General features: G+C 33.1%; 16 protein-coding genes. 7 read left to right on the top strand and 9 right to left on the bottom strand.

Features of this window, described 5'->3' with window-relative positions; translation table 11 throughout:
• Positions 1-2,367 (bottom strand): PKD domain-containing protein (locus H8K90_RS15070; RefSeq protein ID WP_186846819.1); only part of this gene is annotated, 2,367 nt, incomplete at its 3' end.
• Positions 2,368-2,379: 12 nt separating this feature from the next.
• Positions 2,380-2,829, bottom strand: coding sequence for a hypothetical protein (locus H8K90_RS15065; protein WP_186846818.1), 450 nt, complete (start codon positions 2,827-2,829; stop codon positions 2,380-2,382).
• 192 nt (positions 2,830-3,021) lie between these two features.
• Here H8K90_RS15065 and folE point away from each other — a divergent pair, with 192 nt between their 5' ends.
• The 6 genes from folE to H8K90_RS15035 all read left to right on the top strand — a co-directional run bounded on the left by folE (position 3,022) and on the right by H8K90_RS15035 (position 7,827).
• Complete coding sequence (gene folE / locus H8K90_RS15060) at positions 3,022-3,699, top strand: GTP cyclohydrolase I FolE (protein WP_186846817.1); 678 nt, start codon at positions 3,022-3,024, stop codon at positions 3,697-3,699.
• Between the two features lie 56 nt (positions 3,700-3,755).
• Complete coding sequence (cysS, locus tag H8K90_RS15055; protein WP_186846816.1) at positions 3,756-5,237, top strand: cysteine--tRNA ligase; 1,482 nt, start codon at positions 3,756-3,758, stop codon at positions 5,235-5,237.
• Positions 5,238-5,283: 46 nt separating this feature from the next.
• The gene (gene yidD / locus H8K90_RS15050) at positions 5,284-5,517 is read left to right on the top strand and encodes a membrane protein insertion efficiency factor YidD (RefSeq protein WP_186846815.1); all 234 of its coding nucleotides are present in this window, start codon (positions 5,284-5,286) and stop codon (positions 5,515-5,517) included.
• Positions 5,518-5,634: 117 nt separating this feature from the next.
• Positions 5,635-6,471 carry a prolipoprotein diacylglyceryl transferase gene (lgt, locus tag H8K90_RS15045; protein ID WP_186846814.1) on the top strand — a complete coding sequence of 279 codons (837 nt, stop codon included), beginning with the start codon at positions 5,635-5,637 and terminating at the stop codon, positions 6,469-6,471.
• A 101-nt stretch (positions 6,472-6,572) separates the two neighbouring features.
• Positions 6,573-6,974: a DUF192 domain-containing protein gene (locus H8K90_RS15040; RefSeq protein ID WP_315970286.1), complete on the top strand. Its 402-nt coding sequence runs from the start codon at positions 6,573-6,575 to the stop codon at positions 6,972-6,974.
• Positions 6,967-7,827, top strand: a complete 861-nt coding sequence (locus H8K90_RS15035) for an alpha/beta hydrolase family protein (RefSeq protein ID WP_186846813.1) — start codon at positions 6,967-6,969, stop codon at positions 7,825-7,827. Before H8K90_RS15040 ends, H8K90_RS15035 begins: the two co-directional genes overlap by 8 nt.
• A 97-nt stretch (positions 7,828-7,924) precedes the next feature.
• Here the strand turns inward: H8K90_RS15035 and secDF are convergent, their stop codons facing one another.
• The 6 genes from secDF to H8K90_RS15005 all read right to left on the bottom strand — a co-directional run bounded on the left by secDF (position 7,925) and on the right by H8K90_RS15005 (position 15,574).
• On the bottom strand, positions 7,925-10,969 hold the full coding sequence (gene secDF, locus H8K90_RS15030; protein WP_186846812.1) for a protein translocase subunit SecDF: 3,045 nt from the start codon (positions 10,967-10,969) through the stop codon (positions 7,925-7,927).
• Between the two features lie 146 nt (positions 10,970-11,115).
• The gene (locus H8K90_RS15025; protein WP_186846811.1) at positions 11,116-11,742 is read right to left on the bottom strand and encodes a hypothetical protein; all 627 of its coding nucleotides are present in this window, start codon (positions 11,740-11,742) and stop codon (positions 11,116-11,118) included.
• Between the two features lie 38 nt (positions 11,743-11,780).
• Complete coding sequence (locus tag H8K90_RS15020) at positions 11,781-12,677, bottom strand: SecDF P1 head subdomain-containing protein (protein WP_186846810.1); 897 nt, start codon at positions 12,675-12,677, stop codon at positions 11,781-11,783.
• A 78-nt stretch (positions 12,678-12,755) separates the two neighbouring features.
• On the bottom strand, positions 12,756-13,415 hold the full coding sequence (locus H8K90_RS15015; protein WP_186846809.1) for a hypothetical protein: 660 nt from the start codon (positions 13,413-13,415) through the stop codon (positions 12,756-12,758).
• Positions 13,416-13,498: 83 nt separating this feature from the next.
• Positions 13,499-14,425 carry a malate dehydrogenase gene (locus H8K90_RS15010; protein ID WP_186846808.1) on the bottom strand — a complete coding sequence of 309 codons (927 nt, stop codon included), beginning with the start codon at positions 14,423-14,425 and terminating at the stop codon, positions 13,499-13,501.
• 132 nt (positions 14,426-14,557) lie between these two features.
• Positions 14,558-15,574 (bottom strand): DUF6588 family protein, encoded by a 1,017-nt coding sequence (locus tag H8K90_RS15005; RefSeq protein ID WP_186846807.1) that lies wholly within the window; start codon positions 15,572-15,574, stop codon positions 14,558-14,560.
• A 210-nt stretch (positions 15,575-15,784) separates the two neighbouring features.
• Here H8K90_RS15005 and H8K90_RS15000 point away from each other — a divergent pair, with 210 nt between their 5' ends.
• A complete protein-coding gene (locus H8K90_RS15000) occupies positions 15,785-16,375 on the top strand; it encodes a porin family protein (protein ID WP_186846806.1) in 591 nt (196 codons plus the stop codon).
• A gap of 70 nt (positions 16,376-16,445) precedes the next feature.
• On the opposite strand, the gene gyrB is transcribed toward H8K90_RS15000, so the two are convergent.
• Complete coding sequence (gyrB, locus tag H8K90_RS14995; protein WP_186846805.1) at positions 16,446-18,395, bottom strand: DNA topoisomerase (ATP-hydrolyzing) subunit B; 1,950 nt, start codon at positions 18,393-18,395, stop codon at positions 16,446-16,448.
• Between the last annotated feature and the right edge of the window lie 57 nt (positions 18,396-18,452).

Here is an 18,452-nt window from a genome sequence, read left to right as displayed (position 1 = left end):
AATGGCAGGTAATGGAGAAAGATTTGCATCAGCATTTGCTTGGCTGTTATGGAAAGTTACCACAAATACTGCTGGGTTCTGACCACCTAAAATAGTTGCCTCTTGGCTACCTAAATTAAATGTGGCTATGCCATCGTTACTAACATCATCACAAACCACCATATCTTCAACCGTATTGGCTAGAGCTTTTGTGGTTACCACTAAATTAAATACAGGTAAAGCGGAAGCATTATAACAATTACTATCACCTGTACTCTCTACTCTGACATAGATAGGTTCTGGATTGACTGAATTAGTATATAAGTCCGGTAAGGCTCCTGTACCTGAATCAGCTTCTGCAAAACTTAAATGGTAAGTCACATTAAAATCTGTTGCAGACTGACTGCCCAATATTACTAAATCCTGAACACTCAAATCAAACGCTTCGATACCATCATTACTCTCATCATCACATAACTCTAGGTCTGAAGCTGGGTTGATGGTCGGTTGACCAATAACATTCAAAGTAAATGGTAAAACTTCATAACATCCTGAGTCTAGATATTCTACTCTTATAAATACGGTTTCTCCATCTGTACCAGTATAACTCCCTGTACCAGTAATTGCTCCAATATCAGCATCTGCATCAGCAAGTGAATTATGATAAGTTACAACTAAATCAGCGGTATTAGTTGCGCTAGCAAGCACAACCGAGGAATTAGATTCTAAATCAAAAATGTATGGTGGCACACCTGCATCACAAACAAACAAATTATTTGGGTTTTCTGTAACCAACTCAGGCAGTACATCTATACATACCTCTTCCGTGTACTCACATCCAAAGTCATCAGTAACCCTGTAGGTATAACAGTGCTGACCAGCATCTGGTGGTGTTACAGTAATAACATTACCTGCTGTATTAGTTATTGTAGCATCAGTGTCCCAAGCTTCTGAAGTAATAACTGGAGTAAAGGATAATTCTGGTGGTTGTAATGCAGGGTCAAACTCTATACTCCATGCAAAAACATGTCCATTATCAGCTGAAAGATTATCAACAACTCTAATGGTCCAATCTCCATTAAGAGGTGACCCAACAAGACCATCTAGTGGATTAACAGAATTATAATTACCAGCTGGCACAAAAGAATCATCATAAGTACCAGGACCATCACCATCAGGGAATGTACCACCATTTTGTATTCCATCAACTAGTGTTGGAAAACCTCCATTTGGCACAAAACAATACTGACTTCCTTGACCAGGTGTTGTATTACCACTATTTCCATCAACAGGATTTGTAGCCCATGGAATACCTAAATTTGCACTACCACCTCCTTGATCATGCATTCTAACTACTTGCCCATTTGGAGAAATAATTTCTATATCCAAATCACCTAAATAAGAATGCTCCATAGTCAAGCAAATACTTACCAACTGACTAACATCTGATAAAGTTTGGGCAGAATCATAACAATCTACAGTTATTGCAGTTTCGTAGGTTACCCCATTACCATCTGGTAAAAAAGTAACACCACTAACTGGTGGAGTACAATCATTTAAAAACTCTACTGGGACTACCGCACCAGTAATATCTGTACTTTCCCCATAACAAATTGTTGTATTTGTGGCTTCAGTACCTGTAAAATCTGGTTCCGTAGCGACTTGTATAACCTGATTGATTAAATTATTATTTACACATCCTTCTGGATCGATTGAAGTATTGGCATCACGAATATTTAAATTAACTATATATACACCTGGATCTGGATAAGAAAATGTAGCTGTTTGGCCAGATGCTGTATTGCCATCACCTAAATCCCATTCGTAAGTTGCACCTGTTCCATCTATAGAAAACACACCACTACCAGTTAAAGTTATATCCTCATTAGGACATACTCTAATATAACCATCACCGTTTGGTGCTGGACTTGCAGAATCTATTTGAGAATTGATAGTTTGACATGGTGTTAAACACGAAATATTTGCAGCCCATCCATTTATATTACCAGAATCGTTAGATACAAACTGAATAGTTATACATCCTGAAGTATTATCTTGAGTTGCTTGCACTAAACCTGGACTACTGGTTCCTGAAAAATTTCCAAAAGGTGGAGCTGTGACATCATCACCATTAAAAATTGACATTACATCTGGCGTTGCACCTAATTGCGTTGTAAACGCTGTAAAATCTAATTGTATTTTTTGCCCAGCATTTTCAGGACAAATTGTAAGAACAAAATCTTCATCGTTTGAGTAATTTCCAAACTCACCTCCAGAATCATAAAACACACCACCACATTGATTGACCGTCGCAGTTTGCATATTAACATCTTGTGCTAATATTATTGATGAAAATAATAGTGAGATTATAGTAATTAAATATTTCATTTTGTAGAGGGATTATTGATATTGGGACTTTATAATGATGTAATAATTTGTGTTATCTACCTGATACATTGCTGCACCCCTTGCGTAGAAATTAAAATCATACTTCAATGGATTAAAGTTGTTTGGATTAAATTTAGGCTCTGCCTCAAAATCATCAAAAAGGTAAACTTCAGAAATTTTTGGACATGGTTTTTTACTCCCTTGATCTGTTATCAACTTAATTTCAACCCTATTTCTAAGTATATGCTTAATGGTCTTAAGCTGATGTGGGTTATTAAAAACAAGTTTATCTGCAGAATCACCATAAACTTCAATAATTTGAGCACGTTCTTTTGCCGTTAGTGGCAATTTTACATTCTCATTATACTTAGCTATTGGTAACGGATTTTTTTGTTTGGATTCTTGACCAGACATACATAGAGGGACTAGTGCAATGGATAAAATAATTAATAATTTTTTCATGGATTAATCTAAATTATTGAATTTCGAAAATTAAGAAAATTTTAGGAAAACCGTCGTTAGTTCGTCAAGGTTATTGGCATTTTAACGGTTTTAACAATATAACAGTTATAATAATAAAACTCCTACCTCAGCGATACTGTTTTTATTGTTTATCTTTGCTTCTTGTTTTATAGTTGATTAATTTTTTTTACAATGAAAATTGAAAGTGATTTTAATGATATTGATGCTCTTGGTGACGACCATATAGGTTCTTCTAGCGATACTCCAATGAGGGCTGATGCTTTTGAGTTATCTAATAGCGAAAAAATAGATATTATTAAGGATGATGTTAGACATATTTTAGAAACCTTAGGTTTAGATTTAAATGACGACAGCCTTAGTGGAACCCCAAACCGTGTTGCAAAAATGTTTGTGAATGAGATTTTTGGAGGTTTAAACCCTGATAAAAAACCAAATGCTTCTACATTTGATAATAAGTACAAGTATGGAGAAATGTTAGTAGAAAAAAACATAACCGTTTATTCTACTTGCGAGCATCATTTATTACCAATTGTCGGACGAGCTCATGTCGCTTATATCTCTAATGGAACTGTAGTTGGTTTGTCTAAAATGAATAGAATTGTAGATTATTTTGCAAAACGCCCACAAGTACAAGAGCGTTTAACTATTCAAATTGTAAAAGAACTTCAAAATGTTTTAGGAACTGAAGATGTAGCTTGTGTTATTGATGCCAAACATTTATGTGTTAATTCTCGAGGAATTAGAGATATTGAAAGTAGTACTGTAACCTCGGAATTTGGAGGTAAATTTAAAGAGAAAGAAACTCGCAGAGAATTTTTAGACTACATTCAATTAGACACTCAATTTTAACTTGTTTTCTCTAAGCTAGTTCTTTAGCTTTGTTATTCAATTTTCATATTTGCAACATGCCATTATACGATAGTCAACACATAAAAATATACAATACGCTTTCTGGAGAAAAGGAACTTTTTACACCTATTACACCTGGTCATGTTGGTATGTATGTTTGTGGCCCAACAGTTTATAGTAATGTTCATTTAGGTAATGTAAGAACATTTATGTCTTTCGACATGATTTTTCGTTACTTTAAACACTTAGGCTATAAAGTACGTTATGTTCGTAATATTACTGATGCTGGACATTTAGAAAATGATGACGATGTTGGTGAAGATAAGATTACAAAAAAAGCAAGATTAGAAGCTATTGAACCTATGGAAATTGTACAGCGTTATACTGTAGATTTTCATAATGTACTTAACACTTTTAATTTTTTACCTCCAAGTATAGAACCTACTGCAACTGGTCATATTATTGAACAAATAGAATTAATTGAAACTATAATAGATAATGGATTTGCTTATGTTGTTAATGGTTCGGTTTACTTTGATGTTCATAAATACAATGAATCTAATGAGTACGGAATTTTAAGCAAACGTAAGCTTGAAGATTTAATACACAACACACGTACACTAGATGGACAAAGTGATAAAAAGAATCCTCAGGATTTTGCTCTTTGGAAAAAAGCAGAACCCTCTCACATTATGCGTTGGCCTTCCCCTTGGAGCGATGGGTTTCCTGGTTGGCACTTAGAGTGTACAGCTATGAGTACTAAATATCTTGGCGAGTATTTTGATATTCATGGAGGTGGAATGGATTTAAAATTTCCGCATCACGAATGTGAAATTGCCCAAAACAAAGCCGCTAAAGGTAAAAATCCTGTAAAATACTGGATGCATGCTAATATGCTTGAATTAAATGGTGCTCGTATGAGTAAATCTACAGGCAATTATATCAATCCTGCAGAATTACTTTCTGGCGATAATGATAAAATGTCTCAAGGATATAACCCTATGGTTGTCCGCTTTTTTATGATGCAAGCCTCTTACAAAAGTGTTTTAGATTTAACTGATGCTGGTCTTAAAGCTGCAGATAAAGGTTTTAATAGATTAATGGAAGCCATTAAACTTATTGATAATTTAAAAACTAGCGACTCATCTTCTTTCGATGTCCCTTCGTGGAAACAGAAATGTTACGACGCTATGAATGATGATTTTAATACTCCGATATTAATAGCGCATTTATTTGATGCTGCAAAGTATATCAATCAAATAAAGGATGGTAGTGCTACAGTAACTGCAGAAGATCTTGAGTTGTTAAAGGCAAGTATCAATACTTTTACCTTCGATATTTTAGGATTAACTAATGTTTCTAAAGATAACACTGGTACAGACAAGCTTACTGGAGCTGTTGAGATTTTAATTAATCTTAGAAAAGAGGCAAGAATAAATAAAGACTTTGCCTTATCTGATAAAATTAGAGATGAACTAGCAGAAGCTGGCATACAACTTAACGATAGTAGGGATGGAACCACTTTTACGACTAATTAGAGGTCTATCTTAAATCCTTTCCAAAGGAAAGGACTATACCACGATTATGAAAAAAATTCTAATTGCACCTTTTCTATTTATAATTAAAATTTATCAAACCTTTATTTCACCAATAACTCCAGCAACTTGCAGATATCAGCCTACTTGTTCTCATTATACTAAGGAAGCATTAGAGGTCCATGGTTTTTTTAAAGGAGGTAAATTAGCTTTGAAACGGATTTTTAGTTGTCATCCATGGGGAGGCAAAGGTTTTGATCCTGTTCCACCAAAAGAAAAGTAATACTATTTCTTATTAAAAATTATTGCAATAATTTTAACCGAGTATAGATATAATATTAAGTTAATCTCATTTTCAATCACTTTCAAAATATTATATTTACAACTCAATTATATACCTATGCATTTATTACAAATAGATTGGAATCCTACTAAAGGAATAGATTTAGGCTTTTTTACACTTCATTTTTATAGCATGATGTGGATAATCGCTTTTATTTTAGGCTTCTACATTACTAAACGTATTTATAGAAATGAAGGACAATCAGATGAATCTTTAGATTCGCTTTTTATTTATTCTGTATTAGGAATAATGCTTGGCGCTAGATTAGGACATGTAATATTCTACCAGTCAGAACTAATTACCGAAGATTTTTTTAGCATCTTTCTACCCTTTAAATTTAAAGGTGGATTTGAATTTACGGGCTTTCAAGGTTTAGCGAGTCATGGTGCTGCAATTGGTATGATTATCTCTATGTATCTCTATAACAAAAAAGTATTGAAAAAAACTGTTATTTGGATTTTAGATAGAGTCGTTGTTGCTGTGGCTTTAGGAGCTGTATTTGTAAGAATAGGTAATTTTATTAATTCTGAAATTGTAGGTATTAAAACAGATAGTGCTTTAGGAGTTATATTTAAACAAAATGGTGAAACTTTTGCACGTCATCCTGCACAATTATACGAAGCATTCTTTTATGTCTTTGTATTTTTAATTCTATTTTATTTCTATTGGAAAACCAAAAAATCAGAACAACAAGGCTTCTTATTTGGACTGTTTTTAGTACTTCTTATGACTGTACGATTCTTTGTTGAATATTTAAAAGAGCCCCAAGGAGATGAGAATTTAGCAGCTTTTTTCGGTGATGTCCTAAATAATGGTCAACTTCTAAGTATTCCATTTATACTTATAGGTCTCTACTTTATGTTTGTTTATAAACCAAAAAACAAATTGGCATAATGCATTTTAAGACCATACTAAAATACCCACTAATCTTCTTAGTATTTTTATAAGTTCTTAACTGTAAAGAAGAAAAGGCCACAAAATCCGAAGATCAAGTTGTGGTTAAGTTTAAGAAAGAAGGCATTTTAGCAATTAAAAAAGCAGATTCTGATACTGTAATAAAAACAATTGATATAGAAATTGCCGATAACGATTACGAAACGCAAACTGGTTTAATGTATCGTAATAAATTAGAAGCCAACCATGGTATGTTATTTATATTTTCTGATACAGATTTTAGAAGCTTCTATATGAAAAATACTAAAATTCCTCTTGATATCATTTACATAGCTGAGAACAAAACTATCGTTAGTGTTCAGAAAAATGCTAAACCTTTTGATGAAACTTCCCTCCCTTCAGAAGCACCAGCCAAATATGTTTTAGAGATTAATGGAGGGCTTTTTGATGAGTGGCAACTTGCTATAGGTGATAAGATAAGCTATACGTCAACTAATGAGTAAACCGTTAGATATACGTATCAATACACCACTAAGTCACGATTTAAGTCTTACAATTTTTACTCCCAAAAACTCTAATAACAAAAGCATTGTTATATCCTCTGCTACTGGAGTTCTACAGCATTATTATTATAAGTTTGCAAACTACTTTTCAGAATTAGGCTATACGGTTTATACCTTCGATTATTATGGCATTGGTAAATCGGACTCAAACATCTCCAACTTAAAACGAAACACCATTAACCTAAGAGCTTGGGGAGAAAATGATCAGGCAACTGTGACGGCATATGCTAAATCACAACATCCTGAGCACAAACTCATAATTGTAACCCACAGTATTGGCGGTCAAATTTTAGGATTCAACACGGCTATTTCTCATATAGATACAATAATTACCATTGCTTCTCAAAGCGGTTATTGGAAACACTGGAAAGGTTTTGAACGATTTAAAATGTTTACCTTTTGGTATTTAATGATTCCGGCATTAACTCCGGTATTTGGTTATTTTCCTGCTAAAAAAATCGGACTCTTTGAAAATTTACCAAAACAAATGGCTTACCAATGGATGCGTTGGGGTAAACATAAAGATTATTTTTTGAGTGAATATAATTTTGAAGACCTTCAATTCAATAACTTTAATAAAAATTTACTCTCATTAAGCTTTCCAAGGGATGAATATGCTACAAAAGTTTCAGTAGACTGGTTAACAAAACAGTTTACAAATGCTACTATTGATAGACGACATATTACCCCTAAAGATATGGATATTGAAAATGCTGGTCATTTTGGATTCTTTAGAAGTAAGTTTAAAGACTCACTTTGGAAAATGACTCATGATTGGATTGAAACTCATTAACGCATAAGCATAAACTTAATACATACAAAAAAAAGCCTCTCTTTTCAGAAAGGCTTTTTAGATTCTGAAACACTTTCAGAATAACAATATTTAAAATTTATGCTTCGTCTTCCTCTTTAACTTTCTTCTTTAAAGATTCTGCAGCATCACCTTTTTTAGCAGTATCGTACATTAAAGGTGTAGCAATAAACATCGATGAATATGTACCAACAACTACACCCACAATTAAAGCAAATAATAAACCTCTTAAGGAGTCTGCACCAAAAGCAAACATTGCTAATAATACTACTAAGGTCGTTACAGATGTATTTAATGTTCTACTCAATGTACTATTTAATGAAGCGTTGATCGTTTTATCTAGTTTCCAAGACGTGTGCTCGTTTAAGAATTCTCTAATCCTATCAAACACAACTACCGTATCATTTAATGAGTAACCAATTACCGTTAAAATTGCCGCAATAAATGCTTGGTCAATTTCCATGCTAAATGGCATAAACTTCCATGTTAATGAGAAGATTCCCAATACAATTAAAACATCATGGAATACCGCTGCTACTGCACCAAGTGAGAATTGCCATTTCTTAAATCTAAATAAGATGTATAAGAAAACTACAACTAAAGATCCTAATACTGCCCAAAATGAAGATTTCTTAATATCATCTGCAATTGTTGGACTCACTTTACTCGATGACATTTTACCAATTTTACCTTCTCCAGAACCATCAAGGAATTCTTGATAAGTCATTCCATCCGGTAGGTATTTTTGTAAAGCACCAAAGAGTTTAGATTGTACTTCCTCGTCTACTTCTGTAGAATTTTCTTCAACCTTATACTTAGTAGAAATTTTTAATTGATTATCACCACCTATGGTTTTAACCTCAGAACTATTAAATACAGCATTAAGATCGCCTTTTACTTCTTCTATACTAACAGGTTGTTCAAAACGAACTTGGTATGTTCTTCCTCCAACAAAATCAATTCCTTGATCTAATTTATTAGTAAACAACGACCCAATACTAACTATAATAAATACTCCAGAAATTACATAAGCTATCTTACGTTTCTTTAAGAAGTTAATATTTACATTATTAAATAACCCTTTAGTCATTGCTGTAGAGAAATCTAATTTTCCACCTCTACCTATCCACCAATCAATTAATAAACGTGTAATAAATATTGCTGTAAATAGAGAAGTTAAAATACCAATGATTAAGGTTGTTGCAAATCCTTTAATCGGTCCTGTACCAAATACAAATAAAATTAAAGCTGTTAAGCCTGTAGTAATATTTGCATCTAAAATTGAAGATAAAGCGTTAGAAAAACCATCTTTAATCGACTCTTTCTGCGATTTTCCTTTTGCTAGCTCTTCTCTAATACGTTCAAAGATAAGTACGTTAGCATCGACCGAAATACCAATTGTAAGTACAATACCTGCAATACCTGGTAAAGTTAATACAGCGCCTAAACTTGCCAGTACACCGAAGATTAAAAGAATGTTGAATAATAAAGCAACATCGGCAAAAATACCTGCTTTACCATAGTAAAAAATCATCCATAATAAAACAAATGCTAAAGCGATTAGAAATGATTTCATTCCACTATCTATAGCCTCTTGTCCTAAAGAAGGACCAATTTCTTCTGCTTGTACGATTTCTGCAGACGCTGGTAATTTACCTGCTCTTAAAACGTTAGCTAAATCCACAGCTTCTGTTAAAGAAAATGCTCCAGAAATTTGAGAATTACCTCCAGCAATAGGACCAGTAGATACACTTGGAGCAGAATACACAATATTATCCAAAACGATAGCAATATAACCTTGAGTTTCATAAGCCTTTTTGGTCATTTCTTCCCAAATCTTAGCTCCTTTAGCATTCATTTGCATACTTACTGCTGGTCTACTCAACTGATCATAATCTTGTCTTGCATCAGTAATTACAGATCCACTTAAAGGTGGCTCAACATCTCTATTCGTCTTAATTGCATATAATTCAGAGTACTCAGAATCTTTTTCCTGTATTCCCCAAACAAATTTTATATAGCGCATTTCAGCAGGTAACGTCGCTCTATTTTTTGGATCATTTAAATGAGACAATACCTTTTCTTTATCCTTGGCTAAAAATACACCAACTACAGAACCACCACCATAACCTTGGATACCTAATGGATTAGTTTCTGCAACATCAGTTGAATCTGTTGCAATCTGTCCTGTTAATTCATCAATAGCATTAGATGTACTATCTTGTTCAACACCAGCTTCTGCTACTTCGTCATTTTCAGGAGTTTCCTTTGCTTTATTTGCTTCAACTAAGGCTTGATTAACTTGTAAAATATAAGGAACTACATCTTGATTTTTATAGGTTTCCCAGAACTGTAACTGCGCTGTTGTTGTCATCAACTCTATGACACGTTTTTTGTCTTTAGCACCTGGTAATTCTATTAAAATACGACCAGAATTACCTAAACGCTGAATGTTTGGAGACGATACACCAAAACCATCAATACGATTACGCAATACCTCAAAAGCAGATTCAATAGATTCATCAATTTTAGTTTCAATGATCCCTTTTACCTCGTCATCAGACATATCGAATTTAATGACATCGCTTAAATCTCTATTAGCAAAAATATCTGGAGATGCTAATTTTGTATCTCCTTTAATAGCATCAAACGCTCTAAAAAAGGATTCTAAATAAGACTCTTGAGCATCCTTTTGTAATTCTTCCGCATCTTCTAAAGCTTTATTAAATACAGGATCTTTACTATTATTTGTTAAACCTTTTAAAATATCTTTTACTGAAATCTGAATAATAGCATTAATACCACCTTTAAGGTCTAACCCTAATTTCATGGCATTCTTTTCAACTTCAGAATATGTATATTGCGAAACACCTAAGTTATATACCTCTATAGGCTCAAACTCTTCACCAACCTTAATTTTCTCCGTTTTTAAAGAATCTATGTAACGAACTTCGCTTAGATTTCTCTTTGTCTGATAATCATCTTCTGTATCAGCAAACTTAGCTATTGCAGCATTTTTGGCTTCTTCTTCTATCTGATTGGCTTTAAACGTAAATGATAATTGGTAAATACTTACCAAGCCAAATAAAATAGCAAAAAGCTTAATTATTCCTTTGTTTTGCATTGTTATTAGTTATTTAATGTCGAATTTATATTCCGAATTTCTGGGCGCAAATATAAAGTTTACGCAATAATCCGACAATGTTTTATATAATAGATTTTTTTAGCTTTTTGATTGATAAAAGCTTACGAAATGTAGTGGGAATTATTTTAGATTAAAAATCCCCTTTTTGAAGGTCCTGCTCTAACTTCAGGAATTTTATAGGATAAATTATCTATTTCAGTTGCAGCTTGTTTATTAACTATTATGGCAACTTGAACCATTCTATTTAAATACTCAATATTTAAATCTTTGCTTAACGAATTAGGATTAAAATTATAAGGCCTATCCGTTTTTTGATGTAACTCTACTATTTCAACACCATCAAAATCCCAGTTAATATCTGTATGATCCTGAATTTCAGAAATGTTAAGCTCGTAATCTTTAATCGTTTTTTCTAAAGGAAAATCTGTTGAATCATCACTTTCTAAACCATAGGTTAATTTAAAACCTTGTTCTATAGAAAGTATATCTTGTATTTGGGTTACATCAGTATTACTGTAATAAGTAATTTTAAGTTGGCCATTTTCATTCTGACTTATTTGAATACCTGTAACACCAATACTTTGAAGTCTTTTTTCAATAGCATCAATAGCTCCTTCTGTATATTGTTCGGAAATATTTTCATCCGAAAACTGTATAACAATCTGCTGATTAGGAACATTTGAATGCTCCATGTACCTTCCAAAAAAGGCCATGAGAATTATTAAAACACCAAAATGTAACTTGGATTTCATTGGGCAAATATAGAAAATTTAAGACGTTGTTCTAGCTATTAGTGCTCTATCTTCTTGATCTTAACAAACTTTAATTTAGGAATTCGGGCTTGACCACCAAGAATTGCCACTAATTTTTTCGTTTCTTCAAGGTTGAAATCTCCAGAAATTTGAGAAATCCCTCCAGTAATTGAACCAGATGACACTCCAGGTGCAGAATATACATTGTCATTTAATGTGATAGCAATTTGTCGCTGTCCATCAAAAGCAGTTCCTGTGATTTCGGCCCATTTTACGGCTCCTTCTTCGTTCATTTTTAAGGATACTGTTGGTCTATTAATAGCATCAAAGTCTTGTCTTGCTTCTATTATATGGCTTTCATTTACTTTAGACTTTCCAGTTATATTATAATCAACAGCATAAACAACCACCTCATTATTCTCTGGTAGACTATATAAAAATTCAACATTTTTTAACTCATCAGTCAGCAAATCCTTTTGCTTAACCTTTGTTAAAAAAGTATTCAGTTTCGTAGTATCGTTTACAAATAAATTAAATAAACCACCATAAGGTTGGTAATTTTTAAAATAACTAGAAAAATCTATTTCTTCTTCAGAATCAACTTTCTGAGCAAACAAGGAAAACAACTCATCTCTTCTAAAGCACAACCAAAAGTCTAACTTACCCTCGTTTTCAACGATTGTATTAACTCTCTTCATATCAATGTTGGAAGGAAGTTTAACGACAACTTCATTATTTGAATTAAGAAAAACATCAACTTGGCTTGTATATTTACTTAATCTATTATTTAATACCTGAATCGTTTTCTTCTTATCTAAATCTGAGACATTTTGCCCATTTACAAAGGCATAAGTGATTTCATTGACTTCAGTATTAATGAAGTCTTCACAATAGGTCACGAAAAACAATATGAATAGTGCTAAAATTTTTTTCATTCTTTCAAATTAATTAAAAAAACAAAGACTGCAAAGTTGCAGTCTTTATAATAGTTATGTTTCCATTAAAACAAACGTTTAATACATACTTTTATAACCTTCTGGAGGTGTAAGACTAAACATATCATCAGATACCGATTCTTGTTTTATTTCTTTAACTTCAGTAATAATATCCATTTTCTCACCATTCATTTCCATACTCATCTTCATATAAAGTGGAAAGCCTTTTATTTTTTCACCATATAAAGCTGTTTGCTGTGGTTGTGCTGCTTCTATTTTATCTGTAACAAACATTTCGATTCTTGTTTTAGCACCGTTTTGCACGGTTTCAACTATGTATTGCTCACATTTATAGCCTAAAATTTCTTTTGTTTCTTCTCCCTCTGTTACTTCAACATTTTTTATCATTTCTTCTGTAATCTTAACATCTTGAAGCATGTAAATCTTTCCCATCTGTGGGTTATCCATTAAGACAAGAACTTTTTGAGCATCCATATCAGAAATCGTAACAACAGAGCCTGTCGTTTCATTATCCATTTTTGAGTGCGACTTAGAACCTTTTATGTAGGTTATAGTTTCTACATCGCTCATACTTGCCATTTGCATTTTTACCTGTAAATCATCAGTATCTACAGCCATAGATTGCTTAGAAATAATTATACCTTCAGTAAATTTTTCTTGTGCTAATGCTGTAAATCCAAGTAAAAAAGTAAGACTAAGTAGTAGTATTTTTTTCATTTTTTAAATAATTATAGTTTATAAAAAAACCTTACTAACAAACATGCCAGTAAGGTTATGTTATATGCAATTTTTATAGAATCTTAAAGTTCTAAAAGGCCATTAGTTTTCTTAACACCTTCTGCACTTTCTGCCATATGTGCTTTTTCTGCATCGCTTAATGGCACATCTACAATCTGTTCAATACCATTTCTACCTAAGATTACAGGTACACCAATACATAAATCGCTTAAACCATATTCTCCATCTAATAATGTAGAACAAGGGAATATTTTCTTTTGGTCGCAAGCAATGGCTTGCACCAATCCGCTTACTGCAGCACCTGGTGCATACCAAGCAGAAGTTCCTAATAGTTTAGTTAATGTTGCACCACCAACTTTAGTATCTGCTGCAACCTGATTTAGACGGTCTTCTGATAAAAACTCAGATACCTTTATACTATTTCTTGTAGCATGCGATGTTAAAGGCACCATACCTTTATCACTATGTCCACCAATCACCATTCCGTCAACATCACTAATTGGTGCTTCTAAAGCTTCAGCTAATCTATATTTGAAACGTGCAGAATCTAACGCTCCACCCATTCCTATAATTCTATTTTTAGGAAGATCTATCGTTTTATGAACTAAGTAAGTCATTGTATCCATAGGATTACTTACTACAATGATTATTGTATTTGGTGAATGTTCTACTAAACTTGTAGAAACAGACTTTACAATACCAGCGTTGATACCAATTAACTCTTCGCGAGTCATTCCTGGCTTACGAGGAATACCAGAAGTAATTACGCAAATATCACTATTTGCAGTTTTAGAATAATCACTTGTGCTTCCTGTTATTTTTGTATCAAATCCATTTAAAGATGCACATTGCATTAAGTCCATTGCTTTACCTTCTGCATAGCCTTCTTTAATATCTAAGATAACGACTTCTGAAGCAAAATTTTTAATGGCGATATACTCTGCACAACTTGCTCCTACTGCACCTGCACCAACTACTGTTACTTTCATTTGTTTTTTATTTTTTTTAATGTGAAACTAATTGTTAAAAACGATTGTAAATTTACGAATAAAATTGCTGCAAACGAAAAAAGCACAAGAGTAAAACTTGTGCTTTTAATATTTTAAAATCAATTGGTTAATTTATCTAAACCCAAAGTTTATTCCTACAGAAAAAGTATCGTACTTAGATACGTGATATTCTGCATTGAGTCTAAAAAACCCTAATTTTAATCTTGTTCCTAGAGTACCTCTCACATCTGCCACTTCACTAGAAACCGAAAATGGATCAACTATATTTTCACTTGTTAAAGGGCCGTTGGTCACTCTATAAGTTCCTAATAAATCTGTATCTGATTTTCCTTTAATATATCCTAAACCTCCATAAAAATTAATAACAGGTAATTTAGTAGAAGCTATTAATTGAAACAGCCAGGTATTTGTGTCCGTCTCTAATCGTTGATTTTCTCCTTCAATACCAGATGAATCCGTAATATCGTACGAACCATCTACATGATTATATGCAACTAAACCCGAAATGGCTACTGGCCAGAGCTTACTAGCAGGTAACCAATCTGTAAATTCCATTTGTAAACCTGCACCATACATATTTAAGCTTACATCATCATTTTCAATTTTTGGTACAAACCGTGCCTTTAATTCCAAACCACTACTAATACCAATTGCACCTTGTATAGAGGCAGTTGGTAATAAGTTTGCACTTTCTTCTCCAATACCTTGGGGCAGTTCTATTTGCGTAGTTTGAGACCCAAATATTGGATCATCGTATTCTATTTCTACAAATATAGTAGGATCATTTTCTCCTAAAACAGAAGCCACGTCTTGAGCGCTTGGACCGCTTACAAATTGTACGTTGTTGTAATCTGCAGTATTTAGATTGAACATTTTGTGTTCGTCCTTTATTTGTGATGCATTAACGATAACTGAGATTTCAAATCCACCAAGTGGCTTTACCTTTGCCGAATTAAACCAATTGGCATTCATACTATGCATTAAACCATTTGTTCCTGGCGCTAAATAATCGTTAGCAAAGCGCTGAGCATCATCTACACCAGCAGCAAGCAATACATCGATATCATTTTGTGCTTTTAGACTTGATACTGATAGACATATAGCAACAACAAAAATTACTCTTTTCATGAGATTTAGTTTTTAAATGTTAACGCAAATATATTAAAATAAGTATAAAATAAACATTTTATCGTGTTTTTATGTTTTTAATCGATGTTTTATATATTTTTGCGTTTACGAATAGAACTTTTAAATACATGAAAAAAAACCATATTCAATTTTAAATCGTATATATCACCAATTCAATTTTTAATAAAAAATAACCCTAATTCTTTTACAATGAAAACTAAAATTTTAACACTTTTTACATCTGTTTGTGTTCTATTTAATTTACAAGCACAAGATGATACTACTAAAACCTCTAATGCAGGAATTAAAGCTGGCTATAATTTAGCTGCTGTTAGTTTTGATGGAGACGGTGAAACTGGTCAACGACATGGATTTCATGTAGGCTTTTATGGTGAATCTTTTTTAACTGAAAGTATCTCCTTACAATTAGAAGTTTTATATTCTCAGCAAGGCTATGAGATAAAAGGTAATGGTGGAACTTTTACCCAGAAACTCGATTATATTAATTTACCCTTGATGTTTAAAATGTATCCAGATGATAATTTTTTCTTAGAAGTTGGCCCGCAAGTTGGGTTAGCAATTTCACATAAGGAAGAATTTGATAGTGGTTTTGATCTCTTTGATATTGAGCAAGAATTTGATCCTAATAGTTTTGACTACGGAGTTAATTTTGGAGGTGGTTTTAAAACTAACTCTGGCATAAGTTTAGGTGTAAGATACCATTTAGGCTTAGGAGACATATATGATGAAGGAAGTCCAAAGAATAGAGTATGGCAATTTTCTTTAGGATTTGATTTTTAAATTCTGAAAAAGTCAAAAACAAAAAAGCCGCATAATATTTATGCGGCTTTTTTAATTTTACTATTAACGCTTAAGCATCGATATTAGCATAAATTGCATTTTTCTCGATAAACTCTCTACGTGGTGGTACTTCGTCTCCCATTAACATTGAGAAAACTCTATCCGCTTCCACTCCATTATCTATTTGCACTAAACGCATTGTTCTAAATTCAGGATTCATTGTAGTATCCCAAAGTTGCTCTGCATTCATCTCACCTAGACCTTTATAACGCTGAATTTTAGCACTTTCACCAAACTCTTCAATAATTTCGTCACGTTCCTTATCTGACCATGCATATTGTTTTTTAGCACCTTTCTTCACTAAATATAATGGTGGAGTTGCAATGTATATATGTCCATTTTCAACCAACTCTTTCATATATCTAAAGAAGAAGGTTAATATTAGAGTTGCAATGTGGCTACCATCAATATCGGCATCACACATAATCACTACCTTATGATATCTTAATTTAGAAAGGTTTAGCGCTTTACTATCCTCTTCTGTTCCAATAGTTACACCAAGTGCAGTAAATATGTTTTTGATTTCTTCGTTTTCAAAAACCTTGTGCGTCATCGCTTTTTCAACATTAAGAATTTTACCTCTTAATGGCAAAATAGCTTGAAACGCTCTGTCTCGACCTTGCTTTGCAGTTCCACCTGCAGAATCACCCTCAACAAGGAATACTTCACATTTTGCAGGATCTTGTTCAGAACAATCCGATAATTTACCAGGTAAACCACCAATACTCATTACCGTTTTACGTTGCACCATTTCACGAGCTTTCTGAGCTGCATGACGTGCTTGTGCAGCCAAGATTACTTTTTGTACAATAGTCTTAGCATCATCTGGATGTTCTTCCAAATAATCTGTTAGCATTTCTGAAACCGCTTGCGATACAGATGCAGAAACTTCACGGTTACCTAATTTTGTTTTAGTCTGTCCTTCAAATTGTGGTTCTTGAACTTTTACCGAAACAATAGCAGTTAAACCTTCTCGGAAATCATCACCAGCGATATCAAATTTCAATTTATCTAACATACCAGATTCGTCCGCATACTTTTTTAAGGTATGCGTTAGTCCACGTCTAAATCCAGATAAATGCGTTCCACCTTCGTGCGTATTAATGTTATTTACATAAGAGTGTAAGTTTTCAGCATAAGACGTATTATATACCATAGCCACCTCAACAGGCACGCCATTCTTTTCTCCTTCAAAGGCAATAACATCTTTCATTAAAGGCTCTCTATTGCCGTCTAAAAACTTAATAAATTCTTTTAGACCTTCTTCCGAATGAAATGTTTCACCTTCAAAAGAACCATCTTCTTTTTTATGACGTCTATCAATTAAATGAACCGTAATTCCTTTATTTAAATAAGCTAATTCACGTAAACGACTTGCTAAGGTATCATAGCTATATTCTAATGTTTGCGTAAAAATCGTTGGGTCTGGCTTAAAAGTTACTGTTGTACCTCGTTTATCAGTATCTCCAATAGTTTTAACAGGATACAATGCTTTTCCGCGTTCATATTCTTGTTCCCATATTTTTCCTTCTCTAAAAACTGTAGCTTTTAGATGTTCTGAAAGTGCATTAACACAACTTACACCTACTCCGTGAAGTCCACCAGAAACTTTATACGAGTCTTTATCAAATTTACCACCAGCACCAATTTTTGTCATTACAACTTGTAATGCAGAAACACCTTCTTTTTTATGAAGTCCAACTGGGATACCACGACCATCATCTTCGGTTGTTATAGAGTTATCTTCATTAATTGTTACGGTTATGTTGTCGCAATGTCCAGCTAGTGCTTCATCGATAGAGTTATCTACTACCTCATATACTAAATGATGTAAACCTCTCACACCAACATCACCAATATACATTGAAGGACGCATACGTACATGCTCCATACCTTCTAAAGCCTGAATACTATCAGCCGAATAACCATGTTCGTTAAAGCTTTCTTTTTTTTCGCTCATTATTTTGAATATATTTAGTTCGATTTATGGCATAAAAAAATGACACATTTGTATCAT

Origin of the sequence: Winogradskyella echinorum, assembly GCF_014297365.1 — a bacterium.
Classification (GTDB): Bacteria; Bacteroidota; Bacteroidia; order Flavobacteriales; family Flavobacteriaceae; genus Winogradskyella; species Winogradskyella echinorum.
Note: the sequence above shows the minus strand (reverse complement) of the source record. Positions and strands in the feature narration are given on the sequence as shown.

Bases quoted from the DNA above. Each gene is read 5' to 3' on its own strand.
- H8K90_RS15065 (WP_186846818.1), bottom strand. From the start codon at position 2,829: ATGAAAAAATTATTAATTATTTTATCCATTGCACTAGTCCCTCTATGT.
- folE (WP_186846817.1), top strand. From the start codon at position 3,022: ATGAAAATTGAAAGTGATTTTAATGATATTGATGCTCTTGGTGACGAC.
- cysS (WP_186846816.1), top strand. From the start codon at position 3,756: ATGCCATTATACGATAGTCAACACATAAAAATATACAATACGCTTTCT.
- yidD (WP_186846815.1), top strand. From the start codon at position 5,284: ATGAAAAAAATTCTAATTGCACCTTTTCTATTTATAATTAAAATTTAT.
- lgt (WP_186846814.1), top strand. From the start codon at position 5,635: ATGCATTTATTACAAATAGATTGGAATCCTACTAAAGGAATAGATTTA.
- H8K90_RS15035 (WP_186846813.1), top strand. From the start codon at position 6,967: ATGAGTAAACCGTTAGATATACGTATCAATACACCACTAAGTCACGAT.
- secDF (WP_186846812.1), bottom strand. From the start codon at position 10,969: ATGCAAAACAAAGGAATAATTAAGCTTTTTGCTATTTTATTTGGCTTG.
- H8K90_RS15025 (WP_186846811.1), bottom strand. From the start codon at position 11,742: ATGAAATCCAAGTTACATTTTGGTGTTTTAATAATTCTCATGGCCTTT.
- H8K90_RS15020 (WP_186846810.1), bottom strand. From the start codon at position 12,677: ATGAAAAAAATTTTAGCACTATTCATATTGTTTTTCGTGACCTATTGT.
- H8K90_RS15015 (WP_186846809.1), bottom strand. From the start codon at position 13,415: ATGAAAAAAATACTACTACTTAGTCTTACTTTTTTACTTGGATTTACA.
- H8K90_RS15010 (WP_186846808.1), bottom strand. From the start codon at position 14,425: ATGAAAGTAACAGTAGTTGGTGCAGGTGCAGTAGGAGCAAGTTGTGCA.
- H8K90_RS15005 (WP_186846807.1), bottom strand. From the start codon at position 15,574: ATGAAAAGAGTAATTTTTGTTGTTGCTATATGTCTATCAGTATCAAGT.
- H8K90_RS15000 (WP_186846806.1), top strand. From the start codon at position 15,785: ATGAAAACTAAAATTTTAACACTTTTTACATCTGTTTGTGTTCTATTT.
- gyrB (WP_186846805.1), bottom strand. From the start codon at position 18,395: ATGAGCGAAAAAAAAGAAAGCTTTAACGAACATGGTTATTCGGCTGAT.